Annotated in this window: 18 protein-coding genes; 8 read left to right on the top strand and 10 right to left on the bottom strand. The window is 67.6% G+C overall.

All coding sequences use genetic code 11. The annotated features are described in order from the left end of the window. The first annotated feature begins 2 nt into the window (after nucleotides 1-2). From ACFWVD_RS27340 to ACFWVD_RS27325, 4 genes are all read left to right on the top strand, one after another. The gene (locus ACFWVD_RS27340; RefSeq protein ID WP_379247599.1) at nucleotides 3-539 is read left to right on the top strand and encodes a hypothetical protein; all 537 of its coding nucleotides are present in this window, start codon (nucleotides 3-5) and stop codon (nucleotides 537-539) included. A 55-nt stretch (nucleotides 540-594) separates the two neighbouring features. Further along, the gene (locus tag ACFWVD_RS27335) at nucleotides 595-2,640 is read left to right on the top strand and encodes an ATP-dependent DNA helicase (RefSeq protein WP_379247597.1); all 2,046 of its coding nucleotides are present in this window, start codon (nucleotides 595-597) and stop codon (nucleotides 2,638-2,640) included. 117 nt (nucleotides 2,641-2,757) lie between these two features. After that, on the top strand, nucleotides 2,758-3,462 hold the full coding sequence (locus tag ACFWVD_RS27330) for a hypothetical protein (RefSeq protein WP_379247595.1): 705 nt from the start codon (nucleotides 2,758-2,760) through the stop codon (nucleotides 3,460-3,462). A gap of 198 nt (nucleotides 3,463-3,660) precedes the next feature. Further along, the gene (locus tag ACFWVD_RS27325; RefSeq protein ID WP_379247594.1) at nucleotides 3,661-4,956 is read left to right on the top strand and encodes a glycosyltransferase 87 family protein; all 1,296 of its coding nucleotides are present in this window, start codon (nucleotides 3,661-3,663) and stop codon (nucleotides 4,954-4,956) included. Nucleotide 4,957: 1 nt separating this feature from the next. Here ACFWVD_RS27325 and ACFWVD_RS27320 read toward each other — a convergent pair whose 3' ends face one another. From ACFWVD_RS27320 to glgP, 5 genes are all read right to left on the bottom strand, one after another. Next, nucleotides 4,958-5,767, bottom strand: a complete 810-nt coding sequence (locus ACFWVD_RS27320) for a hypothetical protein (protein WP_379247593.1) — start codon at nucleotides 5,765-5,767, stop codon at nucleotides 4,958-4,960. A gap of 191 nt (nucleotides 5,768-5,958) precedes the next feature. Next, a complete protein-coding gene (locus ACFWVD_RS27315; protein WP_379247591.1) occupies nucleotides 5,959-6,510 on the bottom strand; it encodes a DoxX family protein in 552 nt (183 codons plus the stop codon). Nucleotides 6,511-6,691: 181 nt separating this feature from the next. Continuing rightward, complete coding sequence (locus tag ACFWVD_RS27310; RefSeq protein WP_379247589.1) at nucleotides 6,692-7,105, bottom strand: hypothetical protein; 414 nt, start codon at nucleotides 7,103-7,105, stop codon at nucleotides 6,692-6,694. A 64-nt stretch (nucleotides 7,106-7,169) separates the two neighbouring features. Further along, entirely contained in the window at nucleotides 7,170-8,531 is a 1,362-nt protein-coding gene (locus tag ACFWVD_RS27305; protein WP_379247587.1) for an NCS2 family permease, read from the bottom strand. Between the two features lie 110 nt (nucleotides 8,532-8,641). Then, nucleotides 8,642-11,212 carry an alpha-glucan family phosphorylase gene (gene glgP, locus ACFWVD_RS27300; protein ID WP_379247585.1) on the bottom strand — a complete coding sequence of 857 codons (2,571 nt, stop codon included), beginning with the start codon at nucleotides 11,210-11,212 and terminating at the stop codon, nucleotides 8,642-8,644. 177 nt (nucleotides 11,213-11,389) lie between these two features. Between glgP and ACFWVD_RS27295 the strand changes: the two genes are divergently transcribed. Both ACFWVD_RS27295 and glgB read left to right on the top strand, forming a co-directional pair. Then, nucleotides 11,390-13,390 (top strand): maltotransferase domain-containing protein, encoded by a 2,001-nt coding sequence (locus tag ACFWVD_RS27295; protein WP_379247583.1) that lies wholly within the window; start codon nucleotides 11,390-11,392, stop codon nucleotides 13,388-13,390. Then, the gene (gene glgB / locus ACFWVD_RS27290; protein ID WP_379247581.1) at nucleotides 13,390-15,546 is read left to right on the top strand and encodes a 1,4-alpha-glucan branching protein GlgB; all 2,157 of its coding nucleotides are present in this window, start codon (nucleotides 13,390-13,392) and stop codon (nucleotides 15,544-15,546) included. The genes ACFWVD_RS27295 and glgB overlap by 1 nt, the downstream gene beginning before the upstream one ends. 62 nt (nucleotides 15,547-15,608) lie before the next feature. Here the strand turns inward: glgB and ACFWVD_RS27285 are convergent, their stop codons facing one another. The 3 genes from ACFWVD_RS27285 to ACFWVD_RS27275 form a co-directional block, all read right to left on the bottom strand. Beyond that, on the bottom strand, nucleotides 15,609-16,478 hold the full coding sequence (locus ACFWVD_RS27285; protein ID WP_379247619.1) for a tetratricopeptide repeat protein: 870 nt from the start codon (nucleotides 16,476-16,478) through the stop codon (nucleotides 15,609-15,611). A 60-nt stretch (nucleotides 16,479-16,538) separates the two neighbouring features. After that, nucleotides 16,539-16,949: a DUF3817 domain-containing protein gene (locus ACFWVD_RS27280; RefSeq protein WP_379247579.1), complete on the bottom strand. Its 411-nt coding sequence runs from the start codon at nucleotides 16,947-16,949 to the stop codon at nucleotides 16,539-16,541. A 93-nt stretch (nucleotides 16,950-17,042) separates the two neighbouring features. Further along, on the bottom strand, nucleotides 17,043-18,227 hold the full coding sequence (locus ACFWVD_RS27275) for an acetyl-CoA C-acetyltransferase (protein ID WP_379247577.1): 1,185 nt from the start codon (nucleotides 18,225-18,227) through the stop codon (nucleotides 17,043-17,045). Nucleotides 18,228-18,358: 131 nt separating this feature from the next. Here ACFWVD_RS27275 and mce point away from each other — a divergent pair, with 131 nt between their 5' ends. Then, nucleotides 18,359-18,820: a methylmalonyl-CoA epimerase gene (gene mce / locus ACFWVD_RS27270; RefSeq protein WP_379247575.1), complete on the top strand. Its 462-nt coding sequence runs from the start codon at nucleotides 18,359-18,361 to the stop codon at nucleotides 18,818-18,820. Nucleotides 18,821-18,906: 86 nt separating this feature from the next. Continuing rightward, entirely contained in the window at nucleotides 18,907-19,905 is a 999-nt protein-coding gene (locus ACFWVD_RS27265) for a hypothetical protein (protein ID WP_379247573.1), read from the top strand. Between the two features lie 94 nt (nucleotides 19,906-19,999). On the opposite strand, the gene ACFWVD_RS27260 is transcribed toward ACFWVD_RS27265, so the two are convergent. Both ACFWVD_RS27260 and nucS read right to left on the bottom strand, forming a co-directional pair. Further along, nucleotides 20,000-20,290 carry an ATP/GTP-binding protein gene (locus ACFWVD_RS27260; RefSeq protein WP_379247571.1) on the bottom strand — a complete coding sequence of 97 codons (291 nt, stop codon included), beginning with the start codon at nucleotides 20,288-20,290 and terminating at the stop codon, nucleotides 20,000-20,002. 11 nt (nucleotides 20,291-20,301) lie between these two features. Continuing rightward, the gene (nucS, locus tag ACFWVD_RS27255) at nucleotides 20,302-21,045 is read right to left on the bottom strand and encodes an endonuclease NucS (protein WP_379247569.1); all 744 of its coding nucleotides are present in this window, start codon (nucleotides 21,043-21,045) and stop codon (nucleotides 20,302-20,304) included. Nucleotides 21,046-21,192: the final 147 nt, after the last annotated feature.

Here is a 21,192-nt window from a genome sequence, read left to right as displayed (position 1 = left end):
AGATGGACTATCGATTCCCGGCCCACACCCGTGCCGCCCTGACCAAGGCGCTGGCCGAGACCGACAGCATCCACGACGCCGCCGACATCGTCTTCTGGTCCAACCCCACCACCGACGACCTCCAGCGTCTCGGCATCGGCGCCTTCGGCAAACTCCCCCCGGCCTTCTCCCACCTGCTGGCCCTGTCGAGCCTGCACACCAGCGTCCTCGACGCGGGCTTCTCCAGCTACCTCAAAACCCGTCGCAGCGAACTCCCCTGGGCCACAAGGGGTTTGCGCGCTGCAGGAATGCCACAGCTGGCCGCGGCCGCCATCATCGCCGCCCGCGACGCGTCGGTCAGTTCCCCCAACGACGACCTGGACCGCTTCTGGGAAGACGAACACCAAGTCCTGGCCAACCCCGACCAGATCCGCCGCCCCACCGGCGACCGTGCCGAAGACCCCGACGAGATCTACGACATCAACGAACCCCAGGACTTCGAACAACGAGTCATGGACTACGTCCGAGACCACCTCGACGACTTCGTCCGCGAGTCCTGACCTGGCTCGCCGCAGCGCGAGCAAACCTGTCGGACCGCACGGATAAGCTGCCAGCGTGCCCGAACTTCCTCCCGTCGCCGACCTGCTCGTCACCGCCGTGCATGCCCTCGGCGGCAAAGAGCGCACCGGGCAAACCACCATGGCCACCGCCGTCGACCATGCGATCGACACCAAAGAACACCTGGCGGTCCAGGCGGGCACCGGCACCGGGAAGTCGCTGGCCTACCTGATCCCGAGCCTGCGTCACGCCGTGCGCACCGGCCGCACCGTGGTCGTGTCCACCGCGACGATCGCCCTGCAACGTCAGCTCGTGGACCGCGATCTCCCCCGCCTGGCCGAGGCGCTCACCAAACCGTTGGGCCGGGCACCCCAGTTCGCGATCCTCAAGGGCCGCAACAACTATCTGTGCCTGAACAAGATCAACAGCGTCATCCCCGAAGACACCGGCGGCGAGGCCGAACTGTTCGACGCCTTCGCCATCTCCCGCCTCGGCCGTGAAGTCCAGCGCCTCAACGAGTGGGCCTCCGACACCGAAACCGGTGACCGCGACGAACTCGCCCCCGGCGTCACCGATCGTGCGTGGCGTCAGGTCAGCGTGGGCTCGCGCGAATGCCTCGGCAAGTCCCGCTGCCAGTTCGGCCAGGACTGCTTCGCCGAGAAGGCCCGTGCGGAATCGGCGCAGGCCGACGTGGTGGTCACCAACCACGCCCTGCTGGCCATCGATGCCATCAGCGGCATCCAGGTGCTGCCCGAACACGATGTGGTCGTCATCGACGAGGCCCACGAACTGGTCGACCGCGTCACCGGCGTGGCCACCGCCGAACTGGCCGCCACCGCGATCACCGCCGCGGCGCGTCGCTGCACGAAACTGATCGACGAACGCGAGGTCGATCGCCTGGAAGGTGCCGCCGAGGCCTTCCACGAAGCGCTCGAGGAAATGCCGCCCGGCCGCTGGGATCAGCTGCCCGACGGCATCGCCCCCGTGCTCGCGCTGGTCCGCGATGCGGCCTGGAACGCCCGCACCGCCATCGCGCCCACGGGCAGCGTCAAAACCCAGGACGATCCCGACAATGCCGCCGCCCGCACCATGGCCGTGGCCGCCATCGACGACGTGCACGATGCCGCGGTCCGCGCCCTGACCGCGTTCGAGGAAGCCGATCCCGCCGCCCGCCGCGACGTGATCTGGTTGTCGGCCGACGAGATCCGCGGCGTCACCCGACGCACTCTGCGGATGGCGCCGCTGTCGGTCGGCGGCCTGCTGCGCAGCAGACTGTTCGGCACCGCGACCGTCGTGCTCACCTCGGCCACCCTGCAGATCGGCGGCTCCTTCGACAGTCTCGCGATCACCTGGGGCCTGCCGTCACAATCCGGCGGCAAGGTCGATCCGGCGATGGCCAACGGCGCCACCGCCCCCAGCGACCTCGAGTCGGTGCGCTGGAACGCCCTCGACGTCGGTTCCCCCTTCGACCATGCCAAGTCCGGCATCCTGTACGTCGCCAAACACCTGCCCGCCCCCGGCCGCGACGGCCTCGCCCCCGCCTACCTCGACGAGATCGAACAGCTCATCACCGCCGCGGGCGGCCGCACGTTGGGCCTGTTCTCCTCGATGCGCGCCGCCAAGGCCGCCACCGAGGCGCTGCGCGAACGCCTCGACACCCCGGTGCTGTGTCAGGGCGACGATTCGATGGGCGCGCTGGTCCGCAAATTCGCCGACGATCCGGCCACCTCCCTGTTCGGCACCCTCACCCTCTGGCAGGGCGTCGACGTGCCCGGTCCGTCGCTGAGTCTGGTCATCCTGGACCGCATTCCGTTCCCGCGCCCCGACGATCCGCTGCTCACCGCACGTCAGCGGGCGGTGGAGTCGCGCGGCGGCAACGGCTTCATGACCGTGGCCGCCAATCACGCCGCACTACTGTTGGCCCAGGGCACCGGCCGACTGCTGCGCAGTGTCGACGATCGCGGCGTGGTCGCCATCCTCGACTCCCGCCTCGCCACCGCGCGCTACGGCAGTTACCTGCGCGCTTCGCTGCCGCCGTATTGGGAAACCTCTGATCCGCAGGTGGTGGCGAAGGCATTGCGCAGGCTCACCGACACCGCGTGAGGCCTGCCCGAGCCGCACGATAGACCGCCCGATGCTTGCACGGCGAGTCTTGCAATCGCACTGACCACACTGCTGATTCACCAAGCGTGCGAACGCAACTCGTGAGAACGTGTGCTGATGATGCACCACGCCGATGGCGAGGTACTCGGCGAATTTCTGGTCAGCGCACGATCTTTGGCCGAGTACCGCGCGATGTTTCAGCTGTCCGACGATGAGCTATCAGGTCACAGAATCCTCGATTGTCCCGGTGGCGCAGCCAGTTTCGCGGCCGAGGCGAGCGAGCTGGGCGCGCAAGTCACCGCGATCGATCCGATCTACACCACCGCACCAGTCGAGCTGGCCGCGCGCGCGACCCCCGAAACCGAACGCGCGGTGGCCTGGGCGCACGCCCACGCCGACCGCTACCGCTGGGACTGGTACGGCTCCACCGCGCGGCACGCCACCATCCGCCGCGCCGCCGCCGCCCGCTTCGCACAGGACCTGCCCGCCGCGCCCCACCGCTACCTCGCCGGTTCGCTGCCGTCGCTGCCGTGCGCCGACGACTCGTTCGACCTGGCCCTGAGTTCGCACCTGCTGTTCAGCTACGCCGACCGTCTCGACGCCGACTTCCACCTGGCCGCCCTGCTCGAACTGGCCCGCGTGGCCCCCACCGAAACCCGCGTCTATCCCCTGCTGGACTACACCGGCGCACCGCTGGACGATCTGGTCGACCACTTACGCACCGAACTGCACGACAAGGGCATCGAAACCGCGCTGCGCACAACCGGATACGAGTTCCACCACGGTGCCGACACCATGCTGACCCTGCGCCAGGCGGACTGATGTGCGCGGCTGTCGAGCGCAGGGCACCCGCCGCATAACCTCGAGAACGGTTCGCAACGTGTCGGACCCGCAATGATGTCGTTTTCCTACCGAAGTCATACCGCCCAAGAACACCGTCGACCCGGCGCGGTACGTTCTTAGTCGTGCATACGATGCGGACCGGCCGGTAGCACGGCCGTGGCGGAGAGATCTCGAGGCGTGGCACTGCCGCGTACGACCCTGACGCTCCTTCTGCTACTCGGAACCGCCGTCGCAGGCGTGACGCTGCTGTTCACCACCATGGATCCGCGGATGGACAGCGGCGGCATTCTCGTCGGCGGCCTGGACGTGCACATCTACCGCGACGGCGGCTGGCGGGCGCTGCACGAACGCGCCCTGTACATCGAGCCCACGCACTACGGCCTGCTCTACACCTACACCCCGTTCTCGGCGCTGGCGTTCCTGCCGCTGCTGCTGGTGCCGTGGGCGCACGTGACCACCACGTGGTTGGTGTTCAACCTGCTGGTGCTGTTCGGCGTTGTGCTGCAAAGCTTTCGGATGCTGGGCTACCGCGTCACCCCCGCACTGGCCGCCGCCAGCGCGCTGCTGACGCTGACCTGCACGTTCTCCGAACCGGTGCGCACCACGCTGTACTACGGGCAGATCAACCTGGTGCTGATGCTGGTGGTGCTGTGGGACTTCTCCCGCGGGCCGAACAGCAAGCTGCGCGGTCTGGGCGTCGGTCTCGCCGCGGGGATCAAGCTGACCCCGCTGTATTTCATCGCCCAATACCTGTTCCAACGGCAGTGGCGAGCCGCCGCGACCGGCACCCTCACGTTCCTCGCCACGATCGGCGCGACCGCGCTGGTGCTGCCCAGCGACTCCTACCAGTACTGGACGTCGACGTTCTTCCATTCCGGCCGCATCGCCCCCGACGTCCACCCCGCCAACCAGTCCCTGCGCGGCGCCATCGCCCACCTCACCCACGGCCCCGCCCCCGTGTGGTTGTGGCTGCTGCTCGTGATCCCGATCGCCCTGGCCGCCCTGTGGCTGGCCGCGATACTGGCCCGCCGCGGCGAACCCCTGCTGTCGGTGACGCTGGGCGGCCTCACCGCCTGCGCGATCTCCCCGTATTCGTGGGGCCACCACTGGGTCTGGTTCGTCCCGCTGCTGGTCTACCTCATCCACCGGGCCCAAACCCGCGCCCCCTGGTGGCTGGCCGCGGCCGCCCTCTACCTGGCCACCGCCGCCTGGACCTACACCTACACCCCCACCTGGGTCAGCGTAGGCACCTTCCTACTGCCCCCATGGTGGCCACTGCACCAGGTCCTGATGAACATCTACGTGATCGTCTACCTCATCACCCTGACCTGCATCGCGATACACGTCCGCAAACGCACACTCCCACCAGCCCCGATCGAACCGATCATCAATCCCGCTGCCCCCCAACAACTCTCCCCCACCCCCCGAGCAGCCGCCGCCCCCGACGACGACCGCCCGGCCATGGTGGACTGACCTACCCGCAGGACCAGTCGAAGATGCCCGACTCCAGGTCGAGTTGGGCGTTGCCGCCGCCGAAGTTCATGCCGGCGATCTCTTCGATTTCCAGGTAGTACGGGGTCAGGCCTTCGGGCAGGGCCTGGACGGGGAAGGCCGTTCCGCCGAGGTGAGAGCGGCCGAAAAGCGGTTCTGCCCAGGGGGTCCAGCCGGAATCTTCGGTGAGCGGGTCCTGGTACTTGGTGTTGGGCTCGTATTCGACGGGCGGGATGCCGACGTTGGGGTCGGCGGTGCGTTCGGCGAGCCAGATGCCGGTGGTGGGTTCGACGTTGTCCCAGGCGTTGCAGCCTTCGTCGCTTGCGGCGGGGGAACCGGGGGCGCGGACGTCGGCCGGTGGGGCAACCGGACCGTCGGCGAATTCTTTTTCGGTGAGCCAGATCAGGGCGAAGGTGCCGCCGATCTCGTCGTTGAGCACCTGCAGTTTCGGGTGCGGGCGGGCGCCTGCCAGGTCGCGGGCCAGCGGGTCGTCCGAGGACGCGTCGGCTTCGACCGCGTCGCTACCGGCGAACTGGCCTTCACCCTGGAAGAACGCGATCGCGGGGAAGCCGGGGCCGCGGCGCTGGTAATCGGCGGGCAGGCGCAGCGTGAACGCGTGCATCATCGGCAGCCCGGTGACGGGTCCGCGCGGCCACAGGGCGGGGTCGATGGCGGGTCCGGCGCTGCCCACCCAGCCGGCGTGCACCGGTGCGTCGAGCGTGAGCGGTTCACCGCCGGGTGTCTCGGCCAGTTTGTCCGCCGAGTCCCCGAAACCCAGGTCGTACGCCTTCATCGCAGCTCTCCTCTTCCATGCGCGGACAATGCCGGCGCCACCGCGAGCCTGCGCCGCCACGAGCGTAATCGCTGCCACCGACAGCAACGCACACTCCACCCGTCCAACCAATGACCGATCCCCACCGCGAAACACGAAAAAGGCGGTGCGGCAACCGAATCCGGTCACCGCACCGCCGCAGAAGAACTACCTCAGAGCACAGCCTTGAAAATCAACGTCACCACACCGGCGACCACGGCCAGCACCACCGCACCGACACCCCACTTCAGGCCACCGCGCTCCCACGGCCGCCCGGCATCCAGCGAGAACCGCCCCGCCCCGGTGAACGCCACCGTCACCGCCACCAGCGCGAACAGCAGCGGTGTGGAGAACCCCATCACCGACGGATCGGCGGGGAACAGCCCGCCACTCCACAGCGCGTTGATCGCGTTGATCATCGTCCCGAGCACGATCGCCGCGGCCAACGGCGTGAACAGCCCGAACACCAGCAGCAGCCCGCCGACCAGTTCGCTGAGCCCGGCCAGCGTGCCGAACAGTTCGCCGGGGTTGTAGCCCATGGCGGTGAAGCCGTCGGCATTGGCGCGCCAGCCCGGTCCGTTGAACCAGCCGAACAGTTTCTGGGTTCCGTAGGCGGCCATGAGTCCGCCGAAGCCGATGCGCAGCACCAGCAGGCCGATGCCGGTGGCGGTGGCCTGGTCGTCGGTGGTGGCGGTAGCGGTGACGCGGGTAGCGGTGTCGGTCATCGTGTCCTCGTCTCGATTCAGCACGTCGCCACAACCGGACCGTAGTCCGATTGCATTCTCCGAACACAACCTCGAGTTCGCGGCAACTATTTCACGCCGCTCCCCACACTTCCGTGACCCCTGTCACAGGCAAACGAAAAGGGCCGCCCCACCGGGACGGCCCTTTCGAGAAAACTTCAGATCACCAAGCCATGGTGGCGTAGCCGACCAGCGTGCTCTCCGATTCCTGCGACAGCTTCCAGGTCCCGTCGACGTTCACCCAGGTCACCGGGATCGGGAAGGTGTAGTCACCCAGTCGGCTGTTCAGCGTGGCCGACAGCGTGTCGCCGTCCACGGTAACCGGGCCCGACACGTCCCAGCTGTAACCGGGGATCCGGTTGACGGTCTGGTTCACGACCGCGAGACCGCTGGCATCGCCGGACTCGAGCTCGGCAGCCGAACCGTTCATGGCGGCCTGCAGCTTGCCGTACAGCTCACCGGCGGACGGGGTGGCCGGGGCGGCGATCGCGGCGGGCGCGGTGGCGACGACGACGGCGGTGACCGGTGCGAAGAGGGCGGCAACGGCCATCGACGCGGCGAAAAGCGAACGCTTCATGGGTAGATCTCCTTCAAGTTAGGCAAGCCTAGGCTCAGTATAGGCATACCTCTGTCGAGAACACCTACTCGACGAGGAAGAAGAAGTACGCAAGGAACAGCACCATCAGCGCCCACATGGCCGGGTGCACTTCCTTGTACCGGCCCTTGGCCACCATCACGATGGGGTAGAAGATCATGCCCATGGCCAGGCCGTTGGCGATCGAGTAGGTCAGCGGCATCATGATCACGGTGATGAACGCGGGCACCGAGTACTCGAGGTGTCGCCAGTCGATGTCACCCAGCGAACGCGCCATCAGCACGCCCACCACGATCAGCGCGGACGAGGTGATCTCGGCCGATCCGGCGACCACCGCGAAGATCGGATAGCAGAACATCGCGATCAGGAACCAGCCCGCCGTGGTCACCGCCGTGAGTCCGGTTCGACCACCCGCTGACACACCGGCGGTCGATTCGACGTAAGCGGTGGTGGTGGAGGTACCGATGATCGCGCCCGCGGTCGTGCCGACCGAGTCTGCGGCCATGGCGCTGGCGGCGCGGGGCAGCGTGCCGTCCTTGTTCAGCAGACCGGCCTGGTTCGCGACGCCGATCAGCGTGCCGGAGGCATCGAAGAAGTCCACGAACAGCATGGTCAGCACGACCACGATCATCTGTCCGGTGAAGGCGTCGGGCAGGTGGATGATCGCCTGGCCGAAGGTCTGATCCAGACCCTTCGGCATTTCCGCGATGCCGTCGGGCAGCCCGACCAAGCCGGTGACCATGCCGAGGATGGTGGTCGCGACGATGCCGTAGAGCACCGCGCCGTGCCAGCCGATCACCAGGAAGATCACGGTCACGATCAGACCGAACAGCGCCAGCAGCGTGGTGCCCTTGTGGAAGTCGCCCAGCGTGACCAACGTCGCTTCGCTGTTGACCACGATGCCCGCGTTCTTCAACCCAAGGAACGCCACGAACAGGCCGATGCCCGCGCCGACCGCGAACTTCAACTGCAGCGGGATCGCGTTGAGAATGCGTTCCCGGACTTTCGTGATCGCCAGAATGAAGAAGATGATGCCCGACAGCAGCGTGCCCGACAGCGCCACCTGCCACGGAATACCCATGCTCAACACCACGGTGTACGCGAAGAACGCGTTCAGGCCCATGCCCGGCGCCAGCGCGATCGGGTACTTCGCCCAGATGCCCATGACCAGGGTGCCGAAGATCGCGGCGACGGCCGTGGCGGTGAAAACCGCCTGCATGGGGATGCCTTTGTCGCCGAGGGCGCCCTCGTCACCGAGGATCGACGGGTTCACCGCGAGCACGTAGGACATCGCCAGGAACGTGACCGTCCCCGCCATCGCCTCGCGCTTGAAGGTTGACCCACTCGACGAGACACCGAAATATCCGTCGATGCGCCCTCGGGCGCGGGTCAGTACATCGCTGGCCATGACTCTCCAGTCCGGGTTCTCAAAAGAAGGCTCAAAACAAAGATTGCCCCGGAACGGTAGCGGAAAGTTCACTCAATCGAATAACCCGGCACTCGTGTCACCGGGTACCGTTACGCGCCCGCGACGGCCACCAAGCCCAGTTCGGCGTCGGAGGCCAGCAGCGCGTTGTGCGGCAGGACCCGCACCGTGTAGCCGACAGCGCCGGAAAGCGGCACCGGCGCCTGGATCGAATACAGCTCGAGGCCGTGGTCGGTGCCTGTGTGCGACATCTCGAAAGTGGTCGTGTCGGACAGGTCGTCGGTGGGCGAGACTCGGCCCAACACCGCCTGCACCACCACGTCCGACGGCGCGAGGCCGCCCAGATCCACGCGGGCGTGCAGCGACAGGTCGGCGCCGATCACCGGGGTATCGGGCAGGCCGGAACTGTCGACCTGCGCGATCCGCACCGACGGCCAGGCGGCGTCGATCCGCTTGCGGTATTGCGCGACCTGCGCGGCGCCGGCGAAATCGTCGGCGGCGGCGCGACCGAACGCCGCGGCCGCGGGTCCGTAGTACTGCTGCGCGTAGTCGCGCACCATCCGCGAGGCCAGCACCTTCGGGCTGGTGGTCTGCAGGGTGTGGCGCACCATCTCGGTCCAGCGCACCGGCACGTCGTCGGCGTCGCGGTCGTAGAAGCGGGGTGCCACGGTGCGTTCGACCAGTTCGTACAGTGCGTTGGCCTCGAGGTCGTCGCGGCGGGTGTCGTCGCGGATGCCGTCGGCGGTGGGGATGGCCCAGCCGTTCTCGCCGTCGAACATCTCGTCCCACCAGCCGTCGCGAATCGACAGATTCAGCCCGCCGTTGAGCGCGGACTTCATCCCCGACGTGCCGCAGGCCTCGAGCGGGCGCAGCGGATTGTTCAGCCACACATCGCAACCCCAGTACAGGTAGCGGGCCATCGACATGTCGTAGTCGGGCAGGAACACGATGCGATGCCGCACCTGCGGGTCGTCGGCGAACCGCACGACCTGCTGGATCAGCGCCTTGCCGCCGTCGTCGGCGGGGTGACTCTTGCCCGCGACCACCAGCTGCACGGGCCGTTCGGGGTCCAGCAGCATCGCGCGCAGGCGTTCGGGGTCGCGCAGCATGAGCGTGAGACGTTTGTAGGTGGGCACGCGGCGGGCGAAGCCGATGGTGAGCACGTTCGGATCGAAGACGTCGTCGATCCATCCCAATTCGGCGTCGGCGGCACCGCGCTGCCGCCAGGAATCGCGCAGCCTGCGCCGCACTTCCTCGATCAGGATGCCGCGCAACGTGTTTCGCGTGGACCACAGCTGTCCCAGGTCGACATCGCTGAGCTTCTCCCAGCCCCGCGCCTCCTCGACCAGCTCCGGCCCGACCAGTTCGCGTGCCTTGTCGATCCATTCGCGCGCGGCCCAGGTGGGCGCGTGCACACCGTTGGTGACCGAACCGATCGGCACCTCCGAGGCGTCGAACCCCGGCCACAGGCCCGCGAACATGTCGCGGCTGACTTCGCCGTGCAGTTTCGATACACCGTTGGCGCGCTGGGCCATTCGCAAACCCATGTGCGCCATATTGAACACCGACGGGTCACCTTCCCGACCGAACGCGAGCACGCGATCCACGGAAAGCCCTGGCAGTAAAGCGGATTCGGCTTCACCGTGCGATCCGCCGAAGTACCTGCGCACCAACGGCATCGGGAACCGGTCGATACCGGCGGGCACGGGCGTGTGCGTGGTGAACACGGTGCCCGCGCGCACGGCGGCCAGCGCGGTGTCGAAATCCAGTCCGCCCGCGATGAATTCGCGAATGCGCTCCACGCCGAGGAACCCGGCGTGCCCTTCGTTCATGTGGAAGACGTCGGGGTCGGGCAGCCCGTTGGCGCGGGTGTAGGCGCGCACCGCACGCACACCGCCGATCCCGGCCAGGATCTCCTGCTTGATCCGATGGTCCTGGTCGCCGCCGTAGAGCCGGTCGGTGACCGCGCGCAGCTCCGGATCGTTCTCCGCGATGTCGGAATCCAACAGCAGCAACGGAATTCGCCCCACCTGCGCGATCCACACCCTGGCGCGCAGCACGCGCCCTTCGGGCATACCGACGTGGATGAGCACCGGCGAACCGTCGCTGGTGAGCAGCCGCAACGGCAGACCCTGCGGGTCCAGCGCCGGATAGTGCTCCATCTGCCAGCCGTCCGCGGACAGCGACTGCCGGAAGTAGCCGGAGCGGTACAGCAGCCCGACACCGATCAACGGCAGGCCCAGATCCGAGGCGGCCTTGAGGTGGTCGCCGGCGAGAATGCCCAGGCCACCGGAGTAGTTCGGCAGCACCTCGGTGACACCGAACTCCATCGAGAAGTACGCGATCCCCGCGACCTCGGTGCCCGACTGCTCCTGGAACCAGCGCGGACGCGTGAGATAGTCCTGCAGACCGGCGGCGGCCGCATCGACGCGCGCGAGGTATTCGGGATCGGCCGCGAGCTCATCGAGCCGCTGCGCGGGCACCTCGCCCAGCATCCGCACCGGGTCCTGCCCGACCTCGCGCCACAGCCGCGGATCCAGGTCGGCGAACAGATCCTGGGTCGGCCCGTGCCAGGACCAGCGCAGGTTGGTGGACAACTCCCCCAGCGCGGCGAGCCGCTCCGGCAGATGAGCGCGGACAGTGAACCGACGAAGTGCCTTCACCAGCCAGACAGTACCCCGGACGGCCCGAGCTAGCTCGGCCATCACCAGCCATAACCCACTGATCACGCACGAACACGGGTAACCTCCCCGCGCACCCGCACCCGACTGCCGACGGTCGCGCTACCGGGAGACCCGTCGAATACACGCAGAGGTCGAAAATCCGGGTAGGTTGACTACGTGACCGGCCGGATAGCCATCGATGAAATTGCCCCGTCCATCCCCGGCGGCCGCCCGGCCAAAGCCGCAGTCGGCGAGGTATTTCCCGTCCGCGCCGTCGTCTGGCGCGAAGGCCACGACGCGGTAGCTGCGACCCTGGCCGTGCGCGCCCCCGGCTCCTCCCGCACCACCCGCGTTCGGATGTCCCCCGACTACCAGCCCGACGTGTTCAACGCCGTATTCACCCCCGACACCACGGGCCTGTGGACCTACCGCGTCGAAGGCTGGAGCGACCCGATCGCGACCTGGCGTTCCGCGGTCGAGGCGAAGCTGTCGGTGGGCCAAACCGCCGCCGACCTGGCCAATGATCTCGAGACCGGCGCGATCCTGTTCGACCGTGCCGCCCAGGCCGTGCCGAAGAAGCAGTTCGAACGCCTGCGCGCCGCCGCCACCGCCCTGCGCAGCGACGAGCAGCTGCCCGCTCGGGTGGCCGGGGCGTTCTCCGAGGAGGTCGCCGACATCCTGCGCGCCACCCCGCTGCGCGAGATGGTCACCCGCGGCCCCCAGTTCTCGGTGCTGGTCGAGCGTCGCCGCGCCCTGGTCGGCTCCTGGTACGAATTCTTCCCCCGCTCCACCGGCGGCCGCGACGCCGACGGCAACCCCGTCCACGGCACCTTCGCCACCGCCGCGCGCGAACTTCCTCGCATCGCAGGCATGGGCTTCGACGTGGTCTACCTACCCCCGATCCACCCGGTCGGCGAGGTGAATCGCAAGGGCCGCAACAACACTCTCACCACCGAGCCCGGCGACGTCGGTTCCCCGTGGGCCATCGGCTCGGCGGACGGCGGCCACGACGCGATCAACCCGCTGCTTGGCACCGAACAGGATTTCGTCGAATTCGTTTCGCAGGCAACAGCTCTGGGCCTCGACGTCGCCATCGACCTGGCCTTGCAATGCGCCCCCGACCATCCCTGGGTCGCCGCCCACCCCGAGTGGTTCACCACACTGCCCGACGGCACCATCGCCTACGCCGAGAACCCGCCGAAGAAGTACCAGGACATCTACCCGGTCAACTTCGACAACGACCCCGACGGTCTCTACGCCGAGATCCTGCGCGTGGTCCGGCACTGGATCTCGTTGGGCGTCACCATCTTCCGCGTGGACAACCCGCACACCAAGCCCGCCGACTTCTGGGAGTGGTTGATCGCGCAACTGCGGCGCACCGACCCCGACGTGATGTTCCTGTCCGAGGCCTTCACCCGCCCCGCCCGCCTGTACGGTCTGGCCCGCCGCGGGTTCAGCCAGTCGTACACGTATTTCACCTGGCGCGTGCACAAGTGGGAGCTCACCGAGTTCGGCTACGAGATCGCCGCCAAGGCCGACGAGGCCAGGCCCAATCTGTTCGTGAACACCCCCGATATCCTGCACGAAAGCCTGCAGTACGGCGGCCCCGGCATGTTCGCCATCCGCGCGGCGCTCGCGGCCACCCTGTCCCCCACCTGGGGTATCTACTCCGGTTTCGAACTGTTCGAGCACGAAGCCGTGCGCGAGGGCAGCGAGGAATACCTCGACTCGGAGAAGTACGAACTGCGCCCCCGCGACTTCGCCGGGGCCCTGGAACGCGGCGAATCGCTCGAGCCGTGGCTGACCCGCCTCAACGAGGTGCGCCGCAATCACCCTGCGCTGCAACAGTTGCGGTGCATCCACTTCCACCACGTCGACAACGACGCGCTGATCGCGTACTCCAAGGTCGATCCCGCCACCGGCGACGCGGTGCTGGTGGTCATCAACCTGAACCCGTATTCCGCTGAGCAGGGCCATATTTCGCTGGACATGCCCGCGATCGGTCACCAGTGGCACGATCACCTGACCGTCTTCGACGAGGTCAGCGGCGAGGAATACCACTGGGGCCAACACAATTTCGTGCGCCTGGACCCCACCCGCGCGGTCGCGCACATCCTGTCGCTGCCGACCGTGCCAGCCGCCGCCCGCGCACCGCTGGCCTACCGCGAGACATTCTGATGAAACGTCGCGATCTGCTGCTGCTGGCCGCGGGCACCCACCCCGACCCGCACACAGTCCTCGGCGCCCACGCGCACGCCGACGGCACCGCGGTCAGCGTCCTGCGCCCGCACGCCGACACCGTGACCGTGCTCGTCGGCGGGACCGAACATCGTCTGAAGTCGTTGGGCCACGGCATCTTCGAGTCGGTGCTGCCCTATCCGCGGATCGACGACTACCGCATCCGCACCGAGTACCCCGGCGGCCAGACCGTGGTCAGCGCCGACGGCTACCACTTCCTGCCCACGGTCGGCGAGTTCGACCTGCACCTCATCGGCGAGGGCCGCCACACGCGCCTGTGGGAAGTACTGGGCGCACACCCCCGCCACTACACCACCCTCGACGGCGACGTCGACGGCACTTCGTTCGCGGTCTGGGCACCAAATGCGCGTGGCGTCACCGTCTTCGGCGATTTCGACAGCTGGAGCGGCACTTCGGCCCCGATGCGCGCACTGGGCAGTTCCGGGGTGTGGGAGGTCTTCGTCCCCGGCGTCGGGCCGGGCACCCGCTACAAGTACCGGATCCACGGCGCCGACGGCCGCGTCATCGATCACGCTGACCCACTGGCCTTTTCGACCGAAGTGCCGCCCGCGACCGCGTCGGTGGTCACGCGCGCCGACCACGTCTGGACCGACAGCGCCTGGCTGGACCGTCGCGCGAAATCCGAGGCCACCAGCTCCCCCCTCAGCGCCTACGAAATCCACCTGGCCTCCTGGCGACCGGGTCTGGACTACCGCGAATTGGCCCACCAGCTGGCCGATTACATCCTCGCGACCGGATTCACCCATGTGGAGCTGCTGCCCGTGGCCGAGCACCCGTTCGGCGGTTCGTGGGGCTACCAGGTCACCTCCTACTACGCCCCCACCTCCCGTTTCGGCAGTCCCGACGACTTCCGCTACTTCGTCGACCACCTGCACAACGCCGGTATCGGCGTGCTGCTGGACTGGGTCCCCGCCCACTTCCCGCGCGACGAATGGGCACTGGCCCGCTTCGACGGCACCCCGCTCTACGAACACCCCGACCCGCGCCGCGGCGAGCAACTGGACTGGGGCACTTACGTTTTCGACTTCGGACGCAACGAAGTCCGCAACTTCCTGGTCGCCAACGCGTCGTTCTGGATCGAGGAGTTCCACATCGACGGCCTGCGCGTGGACGCCGTCGCGTCGATGCTGTACCTGGACTACTCCCGCCCCGACGGCGGCTGGGAACCCAATATCTACGGCGGGCGCGAGAACCTGGAAGCCGTCGACTTCCTGCAGGAACTCAACGACACCGTGCACGGCGCCCATCCCGGCGTGCTGACCATCGCCGAGGAGTCCACCACCTGGCCCGGCGTCACCCGCGGCACCGACGTCGGCGGCCTGGGTTTCACCATGAAGTGGAACATGGGCTGGATGCACGACACCCTGGGCTATCTGGGCCGCGACCCGATCCACCGCAGCTGGCACCACAACGAGATGACGTTCTCGCTGGTCTACGCGTGGAGCGAGGCCTACGTGCTGCCGATCAGCCACGACGAGGTCGTGCACGGCAAAGGCACCCTGTGGACGCGCATGCCCGGCGACGACTTCGCCAAGGCCAGTGGCGTGCGCGCCCTGCTGGCCTACATGTGGTCGCACCCCGGCAAGAAACTGCTGTTCATGGGCCAGGAATTCGGCCAGTTCCGCGAATGGGACAACGATCGCGGCCTGGACTGGCAGGAACTGGAAAACCCACTGCACCAAGGCATTTCCACCATGGTCGCGGACCTGAACCGCACCTACCGCGCCCACCCCGCCCTGTGGACCCAGGACACCACCCCCGGCGGGCACTCCTGGATCGAAGCCGACGACAGTGCCGCCAACGTCTTCGCGTTCCTGCGGTGGGGCAGCGACGGCACCGCGGTGGCGTGCGTGTTCAACTTCTCCGGCTCCACCCGCGAGAACTACCGAATCGGCTTGCCGCACACCGGTTCCTGGCACGAGATCCTCAACACCGACGCCGCCGAATACGCGGGCTCCGGCATCGGCAACCTCGGCGCCGTCACCGCCGACGACACCCCCAGCCACGGCCACCCCGCCTCGGCCACCGTCACGCTGGCACCCCATAGCGCACTCTGGTTGTCCTCGAAACCCTGACGCCCACAGGTACGACGAAGCCGCCCCGGCGATGGTCATCCGGGGCGGCTTCGAAGCAGGTATCAGTACAGCGCGGCAGCGAGCTTGCGACGCGCCGCGATCACGAACGGCTCCGCCGGGTCGAATAGCTCGAACAGCTCGAGCAGCCGCGTGCGAGCCTTCGTCCGGTCGTCGCCCGCGGTGCGCTTGACGATCGCGATGATCCGATCGAACGCCGCCTCCGCACGCTGCTCGAACATCTCGACATCGGCCGCGTCCAGTGCCGCGTCCAGATTCGACGGGTCGGCGTCGGCGGTGGCCACCACGGCCGGATCCAGCTGCTGTGCCCTGGTCAGGAACCGCAGCTGCCGCAGCGCCGCCTTGGCTTCCTCGTTGCCCGGCTCCTCGGCGATGATCGCCTCGTAGGCCGCCTCGGCCCCGGCGAAGTCACCTTCGGACAGCTTGTCCTCCGCCTCGACGAACCGCGGGTCCTCGGGTTCGGGTTCGGCGGCGGCCGCGCCCGGATCACCCTCGAGCTTGCCCGCGGTCGCGTCCATCACCGCGTCCAGCCACTGCCGCACCTGCGGATCAGGCTGCGCGCCTTCGAAATCGGCCAACGGCTGCCCGGCCGCCACCGCGATCACCGTCGGAATGCCCTGCACCCGCAGTGCCTGGACGATGTTCATGTTCGGCTCGGCCTCGATCACGGCCAGATCCCACGCACCACGGTCCTCGACATTGAACCGTTCCAGCGTGCGAACCAGGTCGACGCTGCCCTGGCTACGCTGCGAGTACAGCGCGACCACCACGGGCACCTGCGTCGACCGCCGGATCACCTTGGCTTCGAAATCCGCCTCGGTGACCGTGTGGTTCCCCGCGGCAGCGGCAGCCGCAGGCCCACCGGGTGCGGCGGGCGGCTGCTTCAGCGCGGACAGATCCACCGCACCGGACATGGCGGCGGCAGCGACGGGCGAAGGACGACGGGCAGCGGGTCGAGTCACGGTTTCAGTTTGTCACGAAGCGTTCGAGGAAGCAGCCGCGGCGCCCTTGCCCGCGTCGACACTGAGCTCACCCAGCTGCCCGGTGCGCTCGGCCCAGCGCTCGAACCACACCGTGGCCAGCGGCGGAACGCTGGCGCCCAGCGCGAGCAGCAGCGTGCGCCGCGTCCATTCCAGCTCCCGCGACACAACCAGCGTCACGATCAGATAGCCGACGAAAATCGTGCCGTGCACCGGCCCGAAGATCTTGACGCCGACAACCCATTGCGGATCGGTCAGCACGCCCAGCTTGTCCAGGAAGAACGGAATCCATTTGAACGCCATCCCGATCAGCAGTCCGATCCACGAGATCGCCTCGGCGATCGCGAACAGTCGAAACCGCTTCGCCGGCGTCCTGACATCGAAGAATTCACCCATAACAGCCATTGTGCAGCATGACCTACGACACAACGTAGTTGGATGGCTCACAACGACGGCCCCGGCATTCGCGAGAACACCGGGGCCGTCGGTCGAACAGAATCAGGCAGGCACGCGAATGATCAGCGCGTCACCCTGACCGCCACCACCACACAGCGCCGCAGCACCGACCCCACCACCGCGACGCTTCAACTCCAGCGCCAGATGCAGCAGAATCCGCGCCCCCGACATCCCCAGCGGATGCCCGATGGCGATAGCCCCACCGTTGACGTTGACCTTCTCCGGGTCATACCCGAGCTTGCGAGTCGAAGCCACACCCACGGCCGCGAACGCCTCGTTGATCTCGATCAGGTCCAGCTCAGCGGGCGTAATGCCCTCCTTCGCGCACGCGGCGAGAATGGCGTTGGCCGGCTGGTCCTGCAGCGTCGAATCCGGCCCGGCGACCTGGCCCGAGGCGCCGATCTCCGCGATCCACTCCAGCCCCAGCTCTTCGGCCTTGGCCTTGCTCATCACGACCACCGCGGCCGCACCGTCGGAAATCTGCGAGGCGGTGCCGGCGGTGACCGTGCCGTCCTTGCGGAAGGCCGGACGCAGCTTGCCCAGCGACTCGGTCGTGGTGTCGGCGCGAATGCCCTCGTCCTCGGTCACATAAACCGGGTCACCCTTGCGCTGCGGCACGGCGACCGGCACGACCTCGTCTTCGAACAGCCCGTTCTTCCACGCGGCAGCGGCGCGCTGGTGCGAGGCCGCGGCCAGCGCGTCCTGCTCCTCGCGGCTGACCTTGTCCAGGTCGTTGCGGTCCTCGGTGAGCAGGCCCATGGCCTGGTCGGTGATCACGTCGTGCAGGCCGTCGTAGGCCATGTGGTCGACCAGCGTGGTGTCGCCGTACTTGAAGCCCTCGCGGCTCTTGGGCAGCAGGTGCGGGGTCTGGCTCATGGATTCCATGCCACCGGCCACGATGATCTCGTGCTCACCGGCGCGAATCAGCTGATCGGCCAACGCGATCGCGTTGATGCCCGACAGGCACACCTTGTTGATCAGGATCGACGGCACATCCATCGGGATCCCACCGGCGATGGCGGCCTGACGCGCGGGCAGCTGCCCGGCACCGGCCTGCAGCACCTGACCCAGGATCACGTAGTCGACCTGCTCGGGGGCGACGCCACCTTTTTCCAGCGCGGCCTTGATGGCCACACCGGCGAGATCCGAGGCCTTGAAGCCCTTGAGGCCGCCGAGCAGCCGACCGACCGGGGTACGCGCACCGGACACGATGACAGAAGTGGTCACGAAAGCCTCGCATTCATTGAGTCGAACCTCGCCGGACGCAGACGGCACCGCCACACGCGTTCAGGAGTTGTCCTCCACGGTAACCGGTATCGGCTCGCGCCCGGCACGCAGGTCCGCGCTAGCTTGACAGGGTGACCAACGAGAACTTCATCCCCGCCGATTACGTCATCGCCATCGACCACGTCGGCATCGCCGTGCCCGACCTCGACGTCGCCGTGGCCTGGTACACCGACAACCTGGGCATGGTCGAGACCCACCGCGAGGTCAACGAGGCCCAGGGCGTCATCGAGGCCATGCTGTCGTGCCCCGCCGCCGCCGACCGCGCGGCCGCTCTGCAGTTGCTGGCCCCGCTGTCGCCGGAGTCCACCATCGCCAAGTTCATCGACCGCAGCGGCCCCGGACTGCAGCAGCTGGCCTACCGGGTCACCGATATCGAGGCGGTGTCGGGCTTCCTGCGCGGACGTGGCGTGCGTTTGCTGTACGAAGCACCCCGCCACGGAACCGCCGATTCCCGCATCAATTTCATCCATCCGAAGGATGCTGGCGGTGTGCTGGTCGAGCTCGTGGAGCCGAACCCGGATGTTACGCACTAGTACGCCGGTACGGTCGGTTCATCTCGGCGAGATCACATTCACGGTCGAGTCTCCATAGCCTGGCTCGAGGCTGTATTTTGTGTGCCATGTCGTCACCTGAGTCCGATCGCAATCGCTTCGTTGCACTGCCCTTCACCGTTGTGCGCAAGGGTTATGCGCAAGACGAGGTGCGCAACTACTTCGACCGCTTCGACGCGGAGCTTCGCGTCACCGCCACCGACCGGGACGCTGCCGCCGCGCAGGCCCGCAATCTCGCCAGCCAGCTGGAAGACGCGCGTGACGAGATCGACGAGCTCCGCAAGGAGGTCGACCGGCTTTCCGTGCCGCCGACCACCGCCGAAGGCATGTCCGACCGCATCTCGCGCATGCTGCGCCTGGCCTCGGACGAAGCGTCCGAGGTTCGCGCACTCGCGCAGGCCGAGGCCGCCGAGATGGTGTCGATCGCCGAGCAGCAGGCCACCGAGATGCGTGGCAAGTACGAGTCGCTGCTCGCGGAGACCAAGGAGAAGCGCGAGGCGCTCGAGATCGAGTTCGAGCAGACCCTCGCCAACGCGCGCACCGAGTCCGCCAAGATCATCGAAGCCGCCCAGGCCGATGTCGAACGTCTGGGCAAGGAGGCCGAAGCCAAGCGCAAGGCCACCCAGCAGGACTTCGAGGCCACCATGAACGATCGGCGCACCAAGCTGACCCGTGCCATGGAGGAGCTCGAGGCCACCAGTCGCGCCGAGGCCGCCCAGCGGATCAAGGACGCGACCGACGAGTCGAACCGCCTGATCAGCTCCGCCACCCAGACCTCCGAGCGCAAGATCGCGCACGCCAAGGAACTGGCCGAGGAGATGCGCGTGCTGCGCGGCCGCGTGCTGGCCCAGCTGCTCGGTATCCGCGGTCAGCTCGACTCGGTGCCCGCCATGCTCGCCGCGGTCAACCGGGAGAGCGAACTGCTCGACGGCACCCCGGAGCGTAAGTCGATCAGCAACAACGGCAACAACAAGTCCGTGTCGGGCTCGCGCCAGAACAAGGCCATCCAGGAAGTCGCCGACGAGGACATCGTCGACGAGGACCGCGAGAGCGCCGACGTCAACTAATACCGCCTGTCGGACTCGTTACGACATTCACCACGAAAGAACCGAAGGCCGCCTCGAATCATCGAGGCGGCCTTCGGTTTTCGTCTGTATTCATTCAAGACCAGCGGCGGGTGATACCCCGGGTGCGCCTGCCGTTCCAGCAGCCCTGATGCCAGTGCCTGCGGTCTTCTTCGCCACCGTCGACCGCCCACGCAACGACATGCGCGACACCGACCGCGATCTCGTGATCGCAACCGGGACACCGATAGGTCTTCACCGCGCGGGCACCGGGAACCGTTCGCACGATATAGGTTTCGTCGCCGGGACCGTCCTCGGTGCGGCCGTAGACATCACCGAGGGGCGCGGGCCCCGCGGGGCGTCCCGTGCGTGGTTTACGTCGCGGCATCCCACTGTCTCCTAGAACAGGCGGAAAACGTTGCTCTCCGTGCCACGCAGCTCGTCGTAATCGAGCGTGAGGCAGCGGATTCCACGGTACTCCGCCAGCGTCTTCGCCTGCGGCCTGATCAGCTGCGCCGCGAACACCCCCGACACCGGCGCGAGCAGCGGGTCACGGTTGAGCAGTTCGAGGTAGCGGGTGAGCTGCTCGACACCGTCGATGTCACCGCGACGCTTGATCTCCACGGCCACCGTGGCGCCGTCGGCATCGCGGCACAGCAGGTCCACCGGGCCGATCGCGGTCATGAACTCGCGCCGCACCAGGGTGTACCCCTCCCCGAGCTTCGTCACGTGCTCGGCCAGCAGTTCCTGCAGATGCGCTTCGACGCCGTCCTTGATCAGGCCGGGATCGATACCGAGGTCATACGAGGAATCGTGCTCGATGTCCTCGATGGTGATGCGCAGTTCCTCGCCGGCCTTGTTGGTCACCACCCACAGCGCCTTCGCGGTCACCGGCTCCGGCACCTGGCCCTCGCGCAACGGCGTGACACCGTCGGGCAGCTCCGCGGGCGCGGCGTCGGGCACTTCCTGCTCCACCAGCCAGCACGGCGGGCTCATCCAGTTCAGGGGCTTGTACGAGCCACCGTCGGAGTGCACGAGCACCGAACCGTCGGCCTTGATCAGCAACAGCCGACGAGCCATCGGAAGGTGGGCGGTCAGTCGGCCGACATAATCGACCTGGCAACGAGCAATGACAAGGCGCACCCAAGCACTGTAGGCGACCGTGGTTGGAACGCAAAAAGGCCCCCAACCAATGGCTGGGGGCCTTTCGCAATGATGTTCCGGCAGTGTCCTACTCTCCCACACCCTGTCGAGTGCAGTACCATCGGCGCAGGTGGCCTTAGCTTCCGG

Source organism: Nocardia sp. NPDC058666 (assembly GCF_042714895.1).
GTDB lineage: Bacteria > Actinomycetota > Actinomycetes > Mycobacteriales > Mycobacteriaceae > Nocardia.
This window is presented reverse-complemented; position numbering and strand designations above follow the sequence as displayed.